The sequence below is a fragment of the Streptomyces sp. NPDC004788 genome, assembly GCF_053601115.1.
This window is the reverse complement of the sequence record NZ_JBSGBF010000003.1, coordinates 152,948-170,110: the sequence shown is the minus strand read 5'-3', so window position 1 is coordinate 170,110 and position 17,163 is coordinate 152,948. Positions and strand designations below refer to the sequence as shown.

The 17,163-nt window shown below is 72.6% G+C and carries 15 protein-coding genes; 10 read left to right on the top strand and 5 right to left on the bottom strand.

The annotated features are described in order from the left end of the window. Positions 1–24 precede the first annotated feature (24 nt). The 5 genes from ACWEJX_RS02975 to ACWEJX_RS02955 all read right to left on the bottom strand — a co-directional run bounded on the left by ACWEJX_RS02975 (position 25) and on the right by ACWEJX_RS02955 (position 6,828). A complete protein-coding gene (locus ACWEJX_RS02975; protein ID WP_451605757.1) occupies positions 25–1,077 on the bottom strand; it encodes a 2-oxoacid:ferredoxin oxidoreductase subunit beta in 1,053 nt (350 codons plus the stop codon). After that, positions 1,070–3,007 (bottom strand): 2-oxoacid:acceptor oxidoreductase subunit alpha, encoded by a 1,938-nt coding sequence (locus ACWEJX_RS02970; RefSeq protein WP_451605756.1) that lies wholly within the window; start codon positions 3,005–3,007, stop codon positions 1,070–1,072. Before ACWEJX_RS02970 ends, ACWEJX_RS02975 begins: the two co-directional genes overlap by 8 nt. Positions 3,008–3,320: 313 nt before the next feature. Then, positions 3,321–3,980: a LuxR C-terminal-related transcriptional regulator gene (locus ACWEJX_RS02965; RefSeq protein ID WP_403796426.1), complete on the bottom strand. Its 660-nt coding sequence runs from the start codon at positions 3,978–3,980 to the stop codon at positions 3,321–3,323. 130 nt (positions 3,981–4,110) lie between these two features. Next, positions 4,111–5,397: a sensor histidine kinase gene (locus ACWEJX_RS02960; RefSeq protein WP_451605755.1), complete on the bottom strand. Its 1,287-nt coding sequence runs from the start codon at positions 5,395–5,397 to the stop codon at positions 4,111–4,113. A 228-nt stretch (positions 5,398–5,625) separates the two neighbouring features. Beyond that, positions 5,626–6,828 carry a sensor histidine kinase gene (locus ACWEJX_RS02955; protein ID WP_451605754.1) on the bottom strand — a complete coding sequence of 401 codons (1,203 nt, stop codon included), beginning with the start codon at positions 6,826–6,828 and terminating at the stop codon, positions 5,626–5,628. Between the two features lie 148 nt (positions 6,829–6,976). Here ACWEJX_RS02955 and ACWEJX_RS02950 point away from each other — a divergent pair, with 148 nt between their 5' ends. The 10 genes from ACWEJX_RS02950 to ACWEJX_RS02905 all read left to right on the top strand — a co-directional run bounded on the left by ACWEJX_RS02950 (position 6,977) and on the right by ACWEJX_RS02905 (position 17,111). Next, positions 6,977–7,408 (top strand): NADH-quinone oxidoreductase subunit A, encoded by a 432-nt coding sequence (locus tag ACWEJX_RS02950; RefSeq protein WP_403795291.1) that lies wholly within the window; start codon positions 6,977–6,979, stop codon positions 7,406–7,408. Beyond that, positions 7,399–7,977 carry an NADH-quinone oxidoreductase subunit B gene (locus ACWEJX_RS02945; RefSeq protein ID WP_451605753.1) on the top strand — a complete coding sequence of 193 codons (579 nt, stop codon included), beginning with the start codon at positions 7,399–7,401 and terminating at the stop codon, positions 7,975–7,977. Before ACWEJX_RS02950 ends, ACWEJX_RS02945 begins: the two co-directional genes overlap by 10 nt. Beyond that, positions 7,974–9,494, top strand: a complete 1,521-nt coding sequence (locus ACWEJX_RS02940) for an NADH-quinone oxidoreductase subunit C (protein ID WP_451605752.1) — start codon at positions 7,974–7,976, stop codon at positions 9,492–9,494. The genes ACWEJX_RS02945 and ACWEJX_RS02940 overlap by 4 nt, the downstream gene beginning before the upstream one ends. Next, positions 9,491–10,459: a complex I subunit 1/NuoH family protein gene (locus tag ACWEJX_RS02935; protein WP_403795298.1), complete on the top strand. Its 969-nt coding sequence runs from the start codon at positions 9,491–9,493 to the stop codon at positions 10,457–10,459. The genes ACWEJX_RS02940 and ACWEJX_RS02935 overlap by 4 nt, the downstream gene beginning before the upstream one ends. 2 nt (positions 10,460–10,461) lie before the next feature. After that, positions 10,462–11,043, top strand: a complete 582-nt coding sequence (locus ACWEJX_RS02930; protein ID WP_451605751.1) for a NuoI/complex I 23 kDa subunit family protein — start codon at positions 10,462–10,464, stop codon at positions 11,041–11,043. Further along, on the top strand, positions 11,040–11,591 hold the full coding sequence (locus ACWEJX_RS02925) for an NADH-quinone oxidoreductase subunit J family protein (RefSeq protein ID WP_403795301.1): 552 nt from the start codon (positions 11,040–11,042) through the stop codon (positions 11,589–11,591). The genes ACWEJX_RS02930 and ACWEJX_RS02925 overlap by 4 nt, the downstream gene beginning before the upstream one ends. After that, positions 11,591–11,932, top strand: coding sequence for an NADH-quinone oxidoreductase subunit NuoK (gene nuoK / locus ACWEJX_RS02920; protein WP_403795303.1), 342 nt, complete (start codon positions 11,591–11,593; stop codon positions 11,930–11,932). Before ACWEJX_RS02925 ends, nuoK begins: the two co-directional genes overlap by 1 nt. Next, on the top strand, positions 11,929–13,953 hold the full coding sequence (locus ACWEJX_RS02915) for an NADH-quinone oxidoreductase subunit 5 family protein (protein WP_451605750.1): 2,025 nt from the start codon (positions 11,929–11,931) through the stop codon (positions 13,951–13,953). Before nuoK ends, ACWEJX_RS02915 begins: the two co-directional genes overlap by 4 nt. Before the next feature lie 27 nt (positions 13,954–13,980). Then, entirely contained in the window at positions 13,981–15,540 is a 1,560-nt protein-coding gene (locus tag ACWEJX_RS02910; protein ID WP_451605791.1) for a complex I subunit 4 family protein, read from the top strand. Between the two features lie 104 nt (positions 15,541–15,644). After that, complete coding sequence (locus ACWEJX_RS02905; protein ID WP_451605790.1) at positions 15,645–17,111, top strand: NADH-quinone oxidoreductase subunit N; 1,467 nt, start codon at positions 15,645–15,647, stop codon at positions 17,109–17,111. The last annotated feature ends 52 nt before the right edge of the window (positions 17,112–17,163 follow it).

Below are 17,163 nucleotides of genomic sequence, written 5' to 3'. Positions count from 1 at the left end.
GTGGGGCGGTCAGGACGGCGGAGGTCAGCCCACCACCGTCCAGGTGTCCTTCCCGGTGAGCAGCTGGGCCAGGTCTCCCTTGCCCTGCTGCTCCACCGCCTTCTCCAGCTGCTCCGCCATCAGCGTGTCGTACACCGGCCGGTCCACCGAGCGGAAGACGCCGATCGGCGTCTGGTGCAGCGTGTCCGGGTCGGCGAGGCGCGACAGCGCGAACGCGGTCGTCGGGGAGGCCGCGTGGGCGTCGTGGACGAGGATCCGCGACTCGTTCTCCGGGGTGACCGTCACGACCTCCAGGTCGCCGGTGGCCGGGTCGCGCACCACGCCCTTGTGGAGGTCGGCGCCGAAGCGGATCGGCTGCCCGTGCTCCAGGCGGATGACGGCCTCCTTGGCCTGCTCGTTGTCCTTGAGGACCTCGAAGGCGCCGTCGTTGAAGATGTTGCAGTTCTGGTAGATCTCCACCAGGGCCGTGCCGTTGTGGTCGGCGGCCTGGCGCAGCACCTCGGTGAGGTGCTTGCGGTCGGAGTCGACCGTCCGGGCGACGAACGACGCCTCCGCGCCGAGTGCGAGCGACACCGGGTTGAAGGGCGCGTCGAGGGAGCCCATCGGGGTCGACTTGGTGATCTTGCCGAGCTCGGAGGTGGGGCTGTACTGGCCCTTGGTCAGGCCGTAGATCCGGTTGTTGAAGAGCAGGATCTTCAGGTTGACGTTGCGGCGCAGGGCGTGGATGAGGTGGTTGCCGCCGATGGACAGGGCGTCGCCGTCACCGGTGACGACCCACACCGACAGGTCGCGGCGGGAGGTCGCCAGGCCGGTGGCGATGGCCGGGGCGCGGCCGTGGATCGAGTGCATCCCGTAGGTGTGCATGTAGTACGGGAAGCGGGAGGAGCAGCCGATGCCGGAGACGAAGACGATGTTCTCCTTCGCCAGGCCGAGTTCGGGCATGAAGCCCTGCACGGCGGCGAGCACGGCGTAGTCACCGCAGCCGGGGCACCAGCGGACCTCCTGGTCGGACTTGAAGTCCTTCATCGACTGGGTCGCCTCGGCCTTGGGGACCAGGTGCAGCAGCGACTCACTCATCGATGACCTCCTTGAGGGCCGCGGCGAGCTGCTCGGCCTTGAACGGCATTCCGTTGACCTGGTTGTGGCTGCGGGCGTCGACGAGGTACCGCGCCCGGACGAGGGTGGCGAGCTGGCCCAGGTTCATCTCGGGGACGACGACCTTCTCGTACCGCTTCAGGACCTCGCCGAGGTTCTTCGGGAAGGGGTTGAGATGGCGCAGGTGGGCCTGGGCGATGGGGCGGCCGGCGCGGCGCAGGCGGCGCACGGCGGCGGTGATCGGCCCGTACGTGGAGCCCCAGCCGAGGACCAGGGTGTCCGCGCCGTCCGGGTCGTCGACCTCGATGTCGGGCACCTCGATGCCGTCGATCTTGGCCTGCCGGGTGCGGACCATGAAGTCGTGGTTGGCCGGGTCGTAGCTGATGTTGCCGGTGCCGTCCTGCTTCTCGATGCCGCCGATGCGGTGTTCGAGGCCGGGGGTGCCGGGCAGCGCCCAGGGGCGGGCCAGGGTCTCGGGGTCGCGCTTGTACGGCCAGAAGACCTCGGTGCCGTCGGCCAGCGTGTGGTTCGGGCCGGTGGCGAACGTCGTGGTCAGGTCCGGCAGTTCGTCGGTGTCCGGGATCCGCCAGGGCTCGGAGCCGTTGGCCAGGTAGCCGTCGGAGAGCAGGAAGACGGGCGTGCGGTACGTGAGCGCGATCCGGGCCGCGTCGAGCGCGGCGGCGAAGCAGTCGGCGGGCGTCTTCGGGGCTACGACCGGCACCGGCGCCTCGCCGTTGCGCCCGTACATGGCCTGGAGGAGGTCGGCCTGCTCGGTCTTGGTGGGCAGACCGGTGGACGGGCCGCCGCGCTGGATGTCGACGACGAGCAGCGGCAGTTCGAGGGAGACGGCGAGGCCGATGGTCTCCGACTTGAGCGCCACACCCGGGCCGGACGTGGTCGTCACGGCGAGCGAGCCGCCGAAGGCCGCGCCGAGCGCGGCGCCGATGCCGGCGATCTCGTCCTCGGCCTGGAAGGTGCGCACGCCGAAGTTCTTGTGCCTGCTCAGCTCGTGCAGGATGTCCGAGGCCGGCGTGATCGGGTAGGAGCCGAGGTAGAGCGGCAGGTCCGCCTGCTTGGCGGCGGCGATCAGGCCGTACGACAGGGCCAGGTTCCCGGAGATGTTGCGGTACGTGCCGGTGGGGAACGCGCGGGTGGCCGGGGCCACCTCGTAGGAGACGGCGAAGTCCTCGGTGGTCTCGCCGAAGTTCCAGCCGGCCCGGAACGCGGCCACGTTCGCCTCGGCGATCTCGGGCTTCTTCGCGAACTTCTGGCGCAGGAAGGTCTCGGTGCCCTCGGTCGGGCGGTGGTACATCCAGGAGAGCAGCCCGAGCGCGAACATGTTCTTGCTGCGCTCGGCCTCCTTGCGGGACAGCCCGAACTCCTTCAGGGCCTCCACGGTGAGGGTGGTGAGCGGCACCGGGTGCACGTGGTACCCGGACAGCGAGCCGTCCTCCAGCGGCGACGTCTCGTAGCCGACCTTGGCCATGGCGCGCTTGGCGAACTCGTCCGTGTTGACGATGATCTCGCCGCCGCGCGGCACGTCCCCGATGTTCGCCTTCAGCGCGGCCGGGTTCATCGCGACCAGGACGTTCGGCGCGTCGCCCGGGGTCAGGATGTCGTGGTCGGCGAAGTGGAGCTGGAACGAGGACACGCCCGGCAGCGTGCCGGCGGGGGCGCGGATCTCGGCGGGGAAGTTCGGCAGCGTGGAGAGGTCGTTCCCGAAGGACGCCGTCTCCGAGGTGAACCGGTCACCGGTGAGCTGCATGCCGTCGCCGGAGTCGCCCGCGAAGCGGATGATCACCCGGTCGAGCCGGCGGACTTCCTTCGCGGAACCGTCGTCGGCCGTCGCCGGGGCGCTGCGCTGCTCCCCGACCAGGGCCTCACCGGCCTCGCTACTGACCTGGCTGGTCACTGAACTGGACCTCCCTCGCGGCAGGGTCTCTCCGTCGAGGCTCACCCGCGGAGAAAGCTCGGTGGACGACCGGCCGACCGGCCGTCCCGTGGCCCACCCTACGACCGTAAGGGGGCCCTTCCCGGGACTTCTCGCATCGTGGACTTCGTTTTGAGACGCCCGAAACGCCTGTTTATTGTCAATTGTCGCTCTCTGCGACGCCCCGGGTCCACCGGGATGTCGCGCTCCGCTCATTCTTCGTCACGGATCGGGGCGGCGCGGCCGTGGCGCAGCTGACGGGTCATCAGCCGCGCCCCCTCATCGTCGCAGCCCGTCAGCTGTTGAGATAGGTCAGCACGGCGAGTACCCGGCGGTGATCCCCGTCACTCGGCGAGAGCCCCAGCTTCAGGAAGATGTTGCTGATGTGCTTCTCCACCGCGCCGTCGCTCACCACCAGCTGCTTCGCGATGGCCGAATTCGTACGCCCCTCCGCCATCAGGCCCAGCACCTCGCGCTCGCGCGGCGTCAGCACCGCGAGCACGTCCTGCTTCCGGCTCCGGCCGAGCAGCTGCGCCACCACCTCCGGGTCCAGCGCCGTACCGCCCCGGGCCACCCGGACCACCGCGTCCACGAACTCCCGGACCTCGGCCACCCGGTCCTTCAGCAGATAGCCGACACCGGTGCTCGATCCGGCAAGCAGTTCGGTGGCGTACCGCTCCTCCACGTACTGCGACAGGACGAGCACCCCGATCCCCGGATGGTCCGCGCGCAGCCGTACGGCCGCCCGGACGCCCTCGTCGGTGTGCGTCGGCGGCATCCGGACGTCGGCCACGACCACGTCCGGCAGCGCCCCCTCGTCCGCGAGGCCGTCCACCGTCTTGAGCAGGGCCTCGGCGTCACCGACGCCGGCGACCACCTCGTGCCCGAGATCGGTGAGGAGCCGGGTCAGACCCTCCCGGAGCAGCACCGAGTCCTCGGCGATGACCACGCGCACGCTGTCCGAGCCCATGTCCGTCCCTTCCCCTTCTCAGCTTGATCGCAAGCGATGCCCAGCATCGCAGGAGAAGGGACGCGGCGGGGCCGGAAGCGGTTCAACCAAGACACGGGGGGCGGGCGGTACGGGCTCAGGCGCGCCAGGGAAGCTCGGCCGTGACCGTCGTCGGGCCGCCCGCCGGCGAGTCGATCGCGAGCACGCCGTCGACGGCGTCGATCCGCTCCGTCAGGCCCGCGAGCCCGTGGCCCGCCGCCGGCGTCGCGCCGCCCCTGCCGTCGTCGCGGACCTGGAGCATCAGCCGTCCGTCCGCCCGCCACACGTCCACCCAAACCCGCTTGGCGCCGGAGTGCTTGGAGACGTTCTGCAGGAGTTCGCAGACCGTGAAGTAGGCGATGCCCTCGATGGCCTCGGCGGGCCGGGCCGGCAGGTCGACGGAGACCTTGACCGGGACGGTGCAGCGGGCGGCGACGGCGGAGAGGGCGGCGTCGAGGCCGCGGTCGGTGAGGACGGCCGGGTGGATGCCGCGGGCCAGGTCGCGCAGCTCCTGGAGGGCCAGCTTCACCTCGCCGTGCGCCTCGTCCACCATCGCCGCCGCCGTCAGCGGGTCGTCCGCGATCCGCTCCTTCGCCAGACCCAGGTCCATCGCCAGCGCCACGAGCCGGGCCTGGGCGCCGTCGTGCAGGTCGCGCTCGATGCGGCGCAGGTCGGCGGCTGCGGTGTCCACGACCACGCCCCGGTCCGACTCCAGCTCCGTCACGCGCGAGGCCAGCAGCGACGGGCCGAGGAGCCCCGCCACCAGCACCCGGTCCACCGCGACCAGACCGCGCAGCACCCACGGCCCGAGCAGGACGAGGGCGAGGCCCACGGCGCACGTGATCGCGATCTCGGTCGGCGTGTCCATCTGCATGCCGTGGTCCCCGTCCCCGTACAACTGGATGCCGTCCTGACTCACGTAGGTCGGGAACACCCACTGCCACAGCGGATACGTGAACAGGCTCCAGCCCGTCGCCCAAAGCGTCAGCACCACACAGAACGTGAACACCGCCCACGGGAAGCGCACCAGGCAGTAGAGCAGGTGCCGCCAGGACGCCCCGCTCTTCAGCGTCGCGCCCATCCACGACAGCGCCCCGCCCGTCCGGCCCCGGACCGGCTCCGGCGCCCGCACGTCCAGGCCCAGCAGCCCGCGCGCCCGCGCCCGCTCCACCGCGCCGAGCCCGCGGCAGACGGTGAGGCCGGCGGCCAGGACCGGGACACCGAGGAAGGTGACGAGCAGCCCGGCGCCCAGCGACACGAAGGTGACGGCGACGACGAAGGACACGATGCCCATCGGCAGCCCGGTCATGACGTAGCCGAACGCGCGCCAGGTGCGTCCTTCGAACGGCGCGCGGAGGCCGGCGGGGAGGCGGTGGAGGGCCATCGGGATTCGGTCCGTCGGGGTTCCGCCCGTCGGGGTTCCGTCCATCGGGGTTTCCGTTTCTGACGCGGGGGTCTGTCGGTCGTCTTCACCCTCCCCGGAGGGCGGGGCCCGGCACCATGAGGCGGGTCGGCGTCCTGACCCGGGGGTTTTCCCTACCGCCAGGGGTTTTTCCCTACCGGCAGGGGTTCTCCCTGGCGCCGGGGGTTCTCCCTACTGCCGGGGTTCTCCCTACCGGCGGTCGCGCCAGGGGAGCTCCGCGGTGATCACGGTCGGCCCGCCCTCCGGCGAGTCCACGACGAACACCCCGTCGACCGCGCCGAGCCGCTCGGCCAGCCCGGCCAGGCCCGTACCGCCGCCGTCGAGCCGCGCGCCGCCCCCGCCGTCGTCGCGGACCTGGAGCATCAGCCGGCCCTCGCCCTCCTCCCGCCACACCTCCACGGCGGCCGAACGGGCCCCCGCGTGCTTGGAGACGTTCTGCAGGAGCTCGGAGACCGTGAAGTAGGCGATGCCCTCGATGGCCTCGGCGGGCCGGGCCGGCAGGTCGACGGAGACCTTGACCGGGACGGTGCAGCGGGCGGCGACGGCGGAGAGGGCGGCGTCGAGGCCGCGGTCGGTGAGGACGGCCGGGTGGATGCCGCGGGCCAGGTCGCGCAGTTCCTGGAGGGCCAGCTTCACCTCGCCGTGCGCCTCGTCCACCATCGCCGCGGCCGCCTCCGGATCGTCCAGCAGCTTCTCCTTCGCCAGACCGAGCCCCATGGCAAGCGCCACGAGCCGGGCCTGGGCACCGTCGTGCAGGTCGCGCTCGATGCGGCGCAGGTCGGCGGCTGCGGTGTCCACGACCACGCCCCGGTCGGACTCCAGCTCCGCGATCCGCCGCTCCAGCTCGTCGGACGGCGAGAGCAGCCCGCGCACCATGCCCCGGTCGGCGGCGCTGAGCCCGCGCGCCACGAACGGCAGCACCGGCCACAGCACGATCAGCGACACGAGCGTCACCGTGAACGTCAGCACACCCCAGGGCAGCCGGACGAACCCGTACAGCTGGCTCCGCCACGCCACCGGATCCTTCAGCTGCGCCCAGAGCCGGCCGAAGAACCCGCCCCGGTGCGGCAGCCGGCTCGGCTCGTCCACCCGCACCCCGAGCAGCTTCCGCGCCCGCGCCCGCTCCGACCGGCCCATCCCGCGCGCCCCGGCGAGCCCGAGCGCGAGCAGCGGCAGCCCGACGGCCGTCACGGCCAGGCCCACGCCGAGCGCCACCGTCACGACCGAGTACAGGAAACCGGCGAGCGCGCAGGGCAGATTCGCGAGGAGATGCGCGATCTCCTTCCAGGTGTGCCGGTCGTAGGCGAGGCGCGCCGGCGGTCTGGCGGGTGGCGGGGTGTCGGCGGTGCCGGTGTCGACGGCGCCGGCGCCGGCGTCGGTGTGGTCGCTCATGACCGCAAGACTGCCGTCACGCGGTGGCGGGGCGCCATGGGGCAGGTGGCCGAAAGCCCAGGGGGGATAACCCCACCGTGACCGTCCCTCGGGCTCCTCTTACGGCTTCTTTAGGAGGGCCTAGACTCGCGTCCGTAAAGAAAAAGGAATGAGACACCGAGACCGAGGGGCGGACGTGCGGGAACCGACCGTTGTCGCGACGGCGTACGCGGCGGACTACTTCGAGACGTATTCCGTCGTCGGACTGCTCGCCGTGCTCGGCGTGCTCTTCGTCGCGGTCGCGTTCGGCGCGAACCGGCTGCTCAGGCCCGTCGTGCCGACCCCCGAGAAACTCCTCACCTACGAGTGCGGCGTCGACCCGGTGGGGGAGGGCTGGGCCCACACCCAGGTCCGCTACTACGTGTACGCCTTCCTCTATGTGATCTTCGCCGTCGACTCGATCTTCCTCTTCCCGTGGGCGACGGTCTTCGCGGCGCCCGGATACGGGGGGACGACGCTCGTCGAGATGTTCGTCTTCCTCGGCTTCCTGGCCGTGGGACTGCTCTACGCGTACAAGAAGGGCGTCCTGGCATGGACGTGACCCCGACCCCCCTGCCCGCTCCCACGCTGGGGCCGCTGGCCCGGCTGGCACCGGAGCCGATGAAGGTGGTCCTGAACTGGGGCCGCCGCTACAGCCTGTGGGTCTTCAACTTCGGGCTCGCCTGCTGCGCGATCGAGTTCATCGCCGCGTCGATGGCCCGCCACGACTTCATCCGGCTCGGCGTGATCCCCTTCGCGCCGGGCCCGCGCCAGGCCGACCTCATGATCGTCTCCGGCACGGTGACGGACAAGATGGCGCCGGCGGTCAAGCGGCTCTACGAGCAGATGCCGGAGCCGAAGTACGTCATCTCCTTCGGCGCCTGCTCGAACTGCGGCGGCCCCTACTGGGACTCGTACTCCGTGACCAAGGGCGTGGACCAGATCATCCCCGTCGACGTCTACGTGCCGGGCTGCCCGCCGCGGCCGGAGGCGCTGCTCCAGGGCATCCTCAAGCTCCAGGAGAAGATCGCGCGCGAGAACACGGCGGAGCGGTACGGGTCGGCCCCGTCCGTCTCCCAGCTCACGAGCGGTCTCGTGCAGCCCCCGAAGCCGGGAGGCGACGCGTCGTGACCGAGAACTTCACGGACAGCTACGCCGCCCTCCCCGACTCCGTCACGGAGCTCTTCGGCGAGGAGGCGACGGCGGAGCGCGCGTACGACCTGCTGACGGTCGACGTGCCGACGGCCTCGTGGATCGCGGCGCTGGAGATCGCCCGCGACAAGCTGGGCCTCACGTACTTCGACTGGCTGAGCGCGGTGGACGAGCCGGGCGTGGGCTTCCGGGTGTGCGCGCACGTGGCGTCGGTGGGAGCGGCGGGCGTCCGCCGCCTGCTGCTCCGTACGACGGTCCCGCACGCGTCCCCGTCCCTGCCGTCGGCGATCGCCGTCTACGCGGGCGCGGCGTGGCACGAGCGCGAGACGTACGAGATGTTCGGCGTCACCTTCACCGACCACCCGCACCTCGTGCACCTCCTCCTTCCCGAGAACTTCGAGGGCCACCCGCTGCGCAAGGACTTCGTCCTCGCGGCCCGCGTCGCCAAGGCCTGGCCCGGCGCCAAGGAACCGGGCGAGTCCCACGACCCGGCCGCCCCCAAGCGCCGCCAGATGCTCCCCCCGGGCGTCCCGGATCCCAACGACTGGGGCCCCCTCAAGGGCCAGCTCCCCCCTGCCCCCTCCCGCCCGGCCCGCGCGGCCGCCGGCGACCGCCCGGTCCGCCGCGCCCGCACGGCCGGCGAGGGCTCGGCGAGCCAGGCGGAAGGCACCCCGCCGGTACGCAGGACCCGCAGCGCGACCGCGGGCTCGGCGAGCCAGCGCGGGGAGGCGACTCCGGTCGACACGACCGAGGCCGCCCCGGCCGCGCCTGCGGCCCCTGCGGGCCCGCGCCGCGCGCGGAGCGTGAGCGCCGGCTCGGCGAGCCAGCGCCCGGAGCCGGGTGCGGGCGCCGCGGCCGTGGCGGGCCCGGCCGCTGGTGCGGCTGACGCCGGCCCGGCCGCGCCTGCGGCCCCGGCGGCCCCGCGCCCGGAGCCGACCCCGGGCGATGCGACCGAGGCCACCCCGGCCGCCCCGGACGCTGCCGCGCCGGTGCCCACCGCGGGCCCGGAGACCCAAGACGCGCCGTCTGCGGACACGGAGGCCCAGGCCGCGCCGTCTGCGGGCCCGGAGGCCCAGGGCGCGCCGTCTGCGGGCCCGGAGACCGAGGCCGCGCCGTCTGCGGGCCCGGAGGCCCAGGCCGCGCCGTCTGCGGGCACCGAGGCCCCGGTCGCGCCGCCCGCCGGCCCCCGTCGTAACCGCAGCGCAAGCGCCGGCTCCGCGAGCCGGCGCACGGAAGCCGCCGGGACCCCCGACACCGCGAAGCAGCGCCCTGCCCCCGCCCGAAGCTCGGACGCCCCGTGGCACCACGCCCGACCGGCCTTCGACGAGGAGCCCAAGACGCCGGCGCCGCAGGCGCCGCCCGCCGAAGGCGGGGCGGAGGCTCCGGCGGCCGACGCCGACGCCGACGGCGCCGCCCCGACCCCCGAACCCCCGACCCCCGAACCCCCGACCACCCAACCCCCCACCACCGACCCCGACGGAGGCGATTCCGCGTGAACGACGTGTTGGACGTCGCCCTGCGGCTGGTCGCCGTGTTCGCGGTGTTCCTCGTGCTGCCGCTCGTCGTCGGGCAGACCGAGCACAAGGTGATGGCGCACATGCAGGGCCGGCTCGGGCCGATGTACGCCGGTGGGTTCCACGGGTGGGCGCAGCTGGTCGCGGACGGGGTGAAGTTCGCGCAGAAGGAGGACGTCGTCCCGGCCAACGCCGACCGGCGGATCTTCCAGCTGGCGCCGGCGGTGGCGTTGCTGCCGTATCTGCTCGTGCTCGTGGCGATTCCGATCGGGCCGAGCGAGGGCGCGGTCGGGCGGGTGATCGACGCGGGGATCTTCTTCGTGCTCGCGGTGATGGGCGTCGGGGTGCTCGGCAGCCTGATGGCCGGCTGGGCGTCGGCGAACAAGTTCTCGCTGCTCGGCGCCCTCCGCACCGCCGCGCAGCTGCTGTCGTACGAGCTGCCGATGCTGCTCGCGGCCGCTTCCGTGGCGATGGCGGCCGGCACCGTGTCGCTGCCCGGCATCCTGAACGGCTTCCACTGGTGGTGGGTGCCGTGGCAGATCGTCGGCGCGCTGGTGTTCTTCACGGCGGGCCTCGCCGAGCTGCAGCGACCGCCGTTCGACATGCCGATCGCCGACTCGGAGATCATCTTCGGCGCGTACACGGAGTACACGGGACTCCGCTTCGCGCTGTTCCTGCTCGCCGAGTACGCCGGCATCGTCGTCCTCTGCGGTCTGACCACCGTCCTCTTCCTCGGCGGCTGGCACGGCCCGTTCGGCGCCGACGGCCTCGGCTGGCTGTGGACGCTGCTCAAGACCGCCGTCCTGGCCTTCGTCGTGATCTGGCTGCGGGTCTCCTACCCGCGCCTGCGCGAGGACCAGCTGCAGAAGCTGGCCTGGACGACCCTCGTCCCGCTCGCCCTCGCGCAGATCGCGCTCACCGGCATCGTGAAGGTGGCGATCCAGTAACCATGGCTCCCATTCCCGGCTCCGGCCTCGCCAAGGGCCTCGCCGTCACCCTCCGCACGATGACGCGCAAGTCCGTCACCGCGCAGTACCCGGACGCGCAGCCCGAGCTGCCGCCCCGCACCCGCGGGGTCATCGGGCTGTTCGAGGAGAACTGCACGGTGTGCATGCTGTGCGCCCGCGAGTGCCCCGACTGGTGCATCTACATCGACTCCCACAAGGAGACGGTCCCGGCCGCCGTCCCCGGCGGCCGCGAGCGCAGCCGCAACGTCCTCGACCGCTTCGCGATCGACTTCTCGCTCTGCATGTACTGCGGCATCTGCATCGAGGTGTGTCCGTTCGACGCGCTCTTCTGGTCGCCCGAGTTCGAGTACGCCGAGACCGACATCCACGAGCTGACGCACGAGCGCGACAAGCTCCGCGAGTGGATGTGGACCGTTCCGGAGCCGCCCGCGCTCGACCCGCGCGCGGAGGAGCCGAAGGAGATCGGCGCGGCGCGCAAGGCCGCCGAGAAGGCCGCCGCGCAGGCGCAGGCGGAGGCCGAGCAGGCCGCCGCCGAGGCCCCGCAGCAGGAGGGCCCGCAGTGACCCTCGCAGCGCAGAGCAGCGGTTTCCTCTCGCCCACCGGCGTCGAGATCGTCTTCCTCCTCGTCGGCCTCGTCACCCTCGGCGCGGCCCTCGTCTCCGTCACCACCAAGCAGCTCGTCCACGCCGCCCTGTGGCTGGTCGTGGCGCTCGGCGGGGTCGCCGTCGAGTACCTGCTCCTGACCGCCGAGTTCATCGCCTGGGTGCAGGTGCTGATCTACGTCGGCTCCGTCGTCGTCCTCCTCCTCTTCGGTCTCATGCTCACCAAGGCCCCCATCGGCCGCTCCCCGGACTCCGACTCGGGCAACCGGCCGGTCGCCGTCGCCGTGGCGCTCGCCGCCGCGGCGGCCCTGGTGTGGGTGGTCGTGGACGCGTTCCGCACCACCTGGATCGACCTCGACGGGCCCGCGCAGGGCTCCACCAAGGTGTCCGGCGAGATCCTCTTCCGGCACTGGGTGCTGCCCTTCGAGGCGCTGTCGGTGCTGCTGCTCGCCGCGCTCGTCGGCGCGATCGTGCTGTCCCGCAAGAAGGCCCCGGAGGACACCGACTGATGCACCTCGTCTACCCGGCCGTCCTCGCCGTCCTGCTCTTCTCCGTCGGCCTGTACGGCGTCCTCGCCCGCCGCAACGCGATCCTGGTCCTGATGTCCGTCGAGCTGATGCTCAACGCCGTCAACCTCAACCTGGTCGCCTTCGACGTCTGGCTCCGCGACACCCTGCACGCGGGCCAGGCCCTCACCCTCTTCACCATCGCCATCGCCGCCGCGGAGATCGGCATCGGTCTCGCGATCGTCCTGATGGTGTACCGCAACCGCGGCACCTCGGACGTCGACCGCCTCCGCGACACGAAGGAAACGCCGTCCGCCGACGAGAAGGCCGAGGCCACCGCGTGACCACCACGACCCTCGCCGTCCTCGTTCCCCTCCTGCCCTTCCTCGGCTCCGCCGCCGGCCTTCTGCTCGGCCGCGCCGCGCCCGGCTTCACCCGCCCGCTGGCCGTGCTGCCGACGCTCGCCGCGGCCGTGCTCGCCGTCGTCGTGGCGGCCAGGCAGGGCGGCGGGAAGTCGATCGACGCCGCCACCCAGCTCACCCCGACCGGCTCGGTCCCCATCGACCTGGCCCTGCACATCGACGGCTTCGCCGCCCTCGTCGCCGTCCTGGTCGGCGTGGTCGCCACCTGCGTGCAGGTCTACTCGACCGGCTATCTGCGCGACGACCCGCGCTACTCCTCGTACGCCGCGCTGGTCTCCCTCTTCACCTCCGCGATGCTGCTCGTCGTCTACTCCGGCGACCTGATGGTGCTCCTGGTCGGCTGGGAGGTCATGGGCATCTGTTCGTACTTCCTGGTCGGGCACTACTGGGAGACGCCCGAGGCCCGCTCGGCCTCCCTCAAGGCCTTCCTCGTCACCAAGCTCGGTGACGTGCCCTTCCTGATCGGCCTGTTCGCGCTGGCCGCCGACGCGGGCACCTTCCGGATCACCGGCGTGCTCGGCGCCGTCGCCGCAGGCGGGCTCGACCACCCCACCCTCGTGGCGCTGCTGCTCCTCGCCGGCGTGGCCGGCAAGTCCGCGCAGTTCCCGCTGCACACCTGGCTCCCGGACGCGATGGCCGGCCCCACCCCCGTCTCCGCGCTCATTCACGCGGCGACGATGGTCGCCGCCGGCATCTACTTCGTCGCCCGGCTGCTGCCCGTCTTCGCCTCCTCCGCGGCCGCGCTGATCGTGCTCGCCGTGATGGCGGCCGTCACCATGGTCGGCTCGGCGCTCGCCGCGCTCGCCCAGGACGACATCAAGCGGGTGCTCGCCTACTCGACGATCGGCCAGCTCGGCTACATGTCCGGCGCGCTCGCCGTCGGCGACCGTGGCGCCGCGGTCTTCCACCTCCTGTCGCACGGCGCCTTCAAGGCGCTGCTGTTCCTCGCCGCCGGCGCGGTCATCCACGCCGCCGGTACGAACTCGCTCACCGCCATGTCCCGGATGAGCGGCCTCGCCAAGCGGATCCCGGACGCCTACTGGACGATGACCGTCGGCCTGCTCGCGCTCGCCGCGATCCCGCCCTTCGCCGGCTTCTTCTCCAAGGAAGCCGTCCTCGTCGCCGCCGAGCACACCGCCACCGGCGAGAGCACCGTGGCCCCGGCCGGGGCCGGCTGGATCGTGCTCGTCGCCGGACTGCTCACGGCGCTGCTGACCGCCGCGTACGCGATGCGGCTCTGGCTGCTCGCCTTCCGCGGCCGCGGGGAAGAGGCCCCCGATCACGGGCGCCAGCCCATCGCCATGACGACCGTGCTGTGGGTGCTCGCGATCCCGTCGCTCGGCTTCGGCCTGACCGCCGGCTACCTCGACGACTGGTTCGACGGTCACCCGCTGACCCCGACCGTCACCACGGCCGTCCTCGGCACCGGCCTCGCCGTCGTCGGCGCCGCGATCACCTACGCGGTCCGGCGCACCCTCGTCGCCCGCACCGCGCCGCCCCCCGTGGTCCCGGTCGGGTCCGCGCCCGCACCCGCCACCGGAGCGCTCGCCGCGCCCACCGTCGCCCATCCCGACGCCGAGGCCGGCCAGGTCGAGGCGGAGGCCCTGGACCTGCCGCACCCGGCGGTGGACCCGGCCGACCCCGGCCGCGCCCTGCTCGGCCCGCTGCACCCGCACGCGGCCACCGGCTTCCACCTGGACGCGGTCTACCGGACGCTGTTCGTCCGCCCCGTGCTCGCCGCCGCCTCCCTGGTCCGCTTCCTGGACCGCGAGGTCGTCGACACGTACGTGAACGGCGCGGGCAGCACCGCCAAGGGGCTCGGCTGGCTCGTGCGCCGCGCCCAGACCGGCAACGTGCAGACCTACCTCAGCGCCCTGCTCGCCGGCTCCGTCGTCCTGGCGATCGTCGCCGTCGTCCTCGCCAACGTCGCCGCCGGAGCGTGAGCCGTGATCGATATCAGCGAATCCGTGATGCAGTTCCTTCTCGCGTTGATCGTCGGCGGCCCGCTCGTCGGCGCCGCCGCCGCGCTCCTGCCCGCCCCGCCCGGGCTGAAGGGGAAGTCACCCGACCAGGCCGTGCTCCGCCACGGCGTGGTCGTCACCGGCGTGATCCTGCTCGCCACGATCGTCCTGGCCCTCGGCTTCGACCACGACCACCCCTCGACGATGCAGGCCACCACCGACATCAGCTGGATCAAGGCACTCGACGTGCGGATCCACCTCGGTGTCGACGGCATCTCCCTCCCCCTCCTGCTCCTGACCGCGCTCCTGACCTTCCTCTGCGCGCTCTACAGCTACTTCAAGATGCCTACGGGCCCGTCACCCAAGGCATTCGTCGCCCTACTCCTCGTCCTCGAGTCCGGCACCCTGGCGACCTTCGCCGTCCTCGACCTCGTCCTGTTCTTCCTGGCCTTCGAGACGGTCCTCGTCCCGATGTACTTCCTCATCGCCCGCTGGGGCGGCGAGGGCCGGCGGGCGGCCTCCTGGAAGTTCATCCTCTACACGCTGCTCGGCTCCGTCGTCATGCTGCTCGGCCTGCTCCTCATCGGTCTGAAGGCGGGCACGTTCGACATGGTGGCACTCGCCACTGACAACGGCCGCGGACTGACCACGTCCGTGCAGGTCATCGCCGTTCTCGCGATCGGCCTCGGGCTCGCCGTGAAGACCCCGATGTGGCCGCTGCACAGCTGGCTGCCGGACGCCCACACCGCCGCCCCGACCGTCGGCTCCGTGCTCCTCGCCGGCGTGCTGCTGAAGATGGGCACGTACGGGTTCGTCCGCATCGTGCTGCCGATCACCCCCGACGGCATGCGCACCTTCGCCCCGTACCTCGCCGCCTTCGCCGTCGCCGGCATCATCTACGGATCGCTCGCCTGCCTCGCCCTCGCGAAGCCCGGCAACAAGGGCGACCTCAAGCGCCTGATCGCCTACAGCTCCGTCGGCCACATGGGCTTCGTGCTCCTCGGCATCGCCACCATGACGCCGACCGGCGTCAACGGCGCCCTGTTCGCCAACATCGCCCACGGCCTCATCACCGGCCTCCTCTTCTTCCTGGTCGGCGCCGTCAAGGACCGCTACGGCACCGCCGACCTCGACACCCTCGCCGGAGCCACCGGCGCCGCCCTCTACGGCCGCGCCCCCCGCCTCGGCGCGCTCCTCGCCTTCGCCGCCGTCGCCTCCCTCGGCCTGCCCGGCCTCGCCGGGTTCTGGGGCGAGATGCTGGCGCTGTTCGGCGCGTTCGACCCGGCCGCCGGCCTCAGCCGGCCGGCCTTCCTCACGTACATGGCGATCGGCGCCCTCGGCACCCTGCTCACCGCCGCCTATCTCCTCGTCGTCGTCCGCCGCGTCTGCATGGGCGGCCCCCGCCCCGCCGGCGAGGCCGAGGCCGCGATCGCCGACGTCCAGGGCTACGAGATCGCCGCCTGGACGCCGCTCGTCGCCCTCACCGTCCTCGCCGGACTGTGGCCCGCGGTCCTCCTCGGCCTCACCGACCCGGCCGTACAGCAGCTGATCGCCGGAGGCGCCAAGTGACCCCCGCCGTCGCGAGCCACCTCGCGAGCCACCTCGCGAGTCCTCTCCCGAGCTCCGCCGCGAGCCCCGCCGCGAGCCTCGTCCAGTCCGTCGACTGGCTCGCCATCGCGCCTCCCACCCTCGTCGCCGTCGTCGCCGTCGCGATCCTCGTCGCCGACCTCTTCGTCCCCGCCGGGCGCAAGCAGCTCCTCGGCTGGACCGCGACCGCCGGCCTGGCCGCCGCGCTCGCGCTGCTCATCCCGCTCCGCGACGGCGACCGCTCGACCTTCTGCCTCACGGCCGACACCCACCTGCGGGCCTGCAGCTACACCGCCGACCAGTTCACCCTGGTCATCCAGTTCCTGGTGCTCGCGGGCGCGCTCGTCACCGCGCTGCTCTCGCTCACCGACACCCGCGACAGGCTGCCCGCCGGCGAGTACTGGTTCCTGCTGCTCTCCTCCGCCGCCGGCGCCGCCCTGCTGCCCGCCTCCCGGGACCTGGCCACCCTCGTCGTCGCCCTCGAAGTGGCCTCGCTGCCCGCGTTCGCGCTGGTCGGCCTGCGCCGCGGCGACGTCAGGTCCAGCGAGTCCGCGCTGAAGTTCTTCCTCTCCTCGGTCACCGCCACCGCCGTGACCCTGCTCGGCGTCAGCTTCGTCTACGCCGCCACCGGCACCCTCCACCTCACCGAGGTCGCCCAGCGCCTCGGCGACGTGCCCGGCCAGCTCCAGGTCCTCGCCCAGACCGGTGTCGTCCTCACCCTCGTCGGCTTCGCCTTCAAGACGGCCGCCGTGCCCTTCCACTTCTGGGTGCCGGACACCTACGTCGGCGCCCCGCTGCCCGTCGCCGCGTACCTCTCCGTCGTCGGCAAGGCCGTCGGCTTCACCGGCCTCATCCTGGTGACCGTCGTCGCCTTCCCCTCCTACGCGGACGTGTGGGGCCCGGCGCTCGCCGCCCTCGCCGCCCTCACCATGACCGTCGGCAACGTGGCCGCCCTGCGCCAGAGCGCCGCCCGCGCCTTCAGCGCCGTACGCCTCCTGGCCTGGTCGTCCGTCGCCCAGGCCGGCTACCTCCTGGTGCCGATCGCCGCCGCCGCGTACTCCGGCGACGACCAGATCGGCGCCACCGTCGCGTACGCCCTGATGTACGCCGTCGTGAACCTCGGTGCCTTCGCGGTCGTCGTCCTCGTCGCCCGTACCCACCCCGAGGCCCGGATCGCCGACTTCCGCGGCCTGTACGCGACGAGCCCGGCCGCCGCCCTCGCGCTCGGCTTCTTCCTGCTCAACCTGGCCGGACTGCCCCCGGGTATCATCGGCCTCTTCGCCAAGGTGACCGTCTTCTCGGCGGCCGTCGACGCCGGCCTCGGCTGGCTCGCCGTGATCATGGGCGTCAACGTCGTGATCGCCCTCTACTACTACCTGCGGTGGACGGCGCTGCTCTTCCGCGCGCAGGAAGGCCAGGCCGGTCCCGGCCGGCAGCCGCACCGGGTCCCCACCCCGATCACCCTGGCCGTCGCGCTGACCGCCGTCGCGGGCGTCGTGCTGTCGGGCTACCCGCAGTTCGCCCTCCGCTTCGCGGCGAACAGCCTGTTCTGACCCCCACATCCCCCCACCCCCCACCACGAGAACACCGAGGAGCGGAAACACC

Bases quoted from the DNA above. Each gene is read 5' to 3' on its own strand.
- ACWEJX_RS02975 (WP_451605757.1), bottom strand. From the start codon at position 1,077: ATGAGTGAGTCGCTGCTGCACCTGGTCCCCAAGGCCGAGGCGACCCAG.
- ACWEJX_RS02960 (WP_451605755.1), bottom strand. From the start codon at position 5,397: ATGGCCCTCCACCGCCTCCCCGCCGGCCTCCGCGCGCCGTTCGAAGGA.
- ACWEJX_RS02955 (WP_451605754.1), bottom strand. From the start codon at position 6,828: ATGAGCGACCACACCGACGCCGGCGCCGGCGCCGTCGACACCGGCACC.
- ACWEJX_RS02950 (WP_403795291.1), top strand. From the start codon at position 6,977: ATGAGACACCGAGACCGAGGGGCGGACGTGCGGGAACCGACCGTTGTC.
- ACWEJX_RS02945 (WP_451605753.1), top strand. From the start codon at position 7,399: ATGGACGTGACCCCGACCCCCCTGCCCGCTCCCACGCTGGGGCCGCTG.
- ACWEJX_RS02930 (WP_451605751.1), top strand. From the start codon at position 10,462: ATGGCTCCCATTCCCGGCTCCGGCCTCGCCAAGGGCCTCGCCGTCACC.
- nuoK (WP_403795303.1), top strand. From the start codon at position 11,591: ATGCACCTCGTCTACCCGGCCGTCCTCGCCGTCCTGCTCTTCTCCGTC.
- ACWEJX_RS02910 (WP_451605791.1), top strand. From the start codon at position 13,981: ATGCAGTTCCTTCTCGCGTTGATCGTCGGCGGCCCGCTCGTCGGCGCC.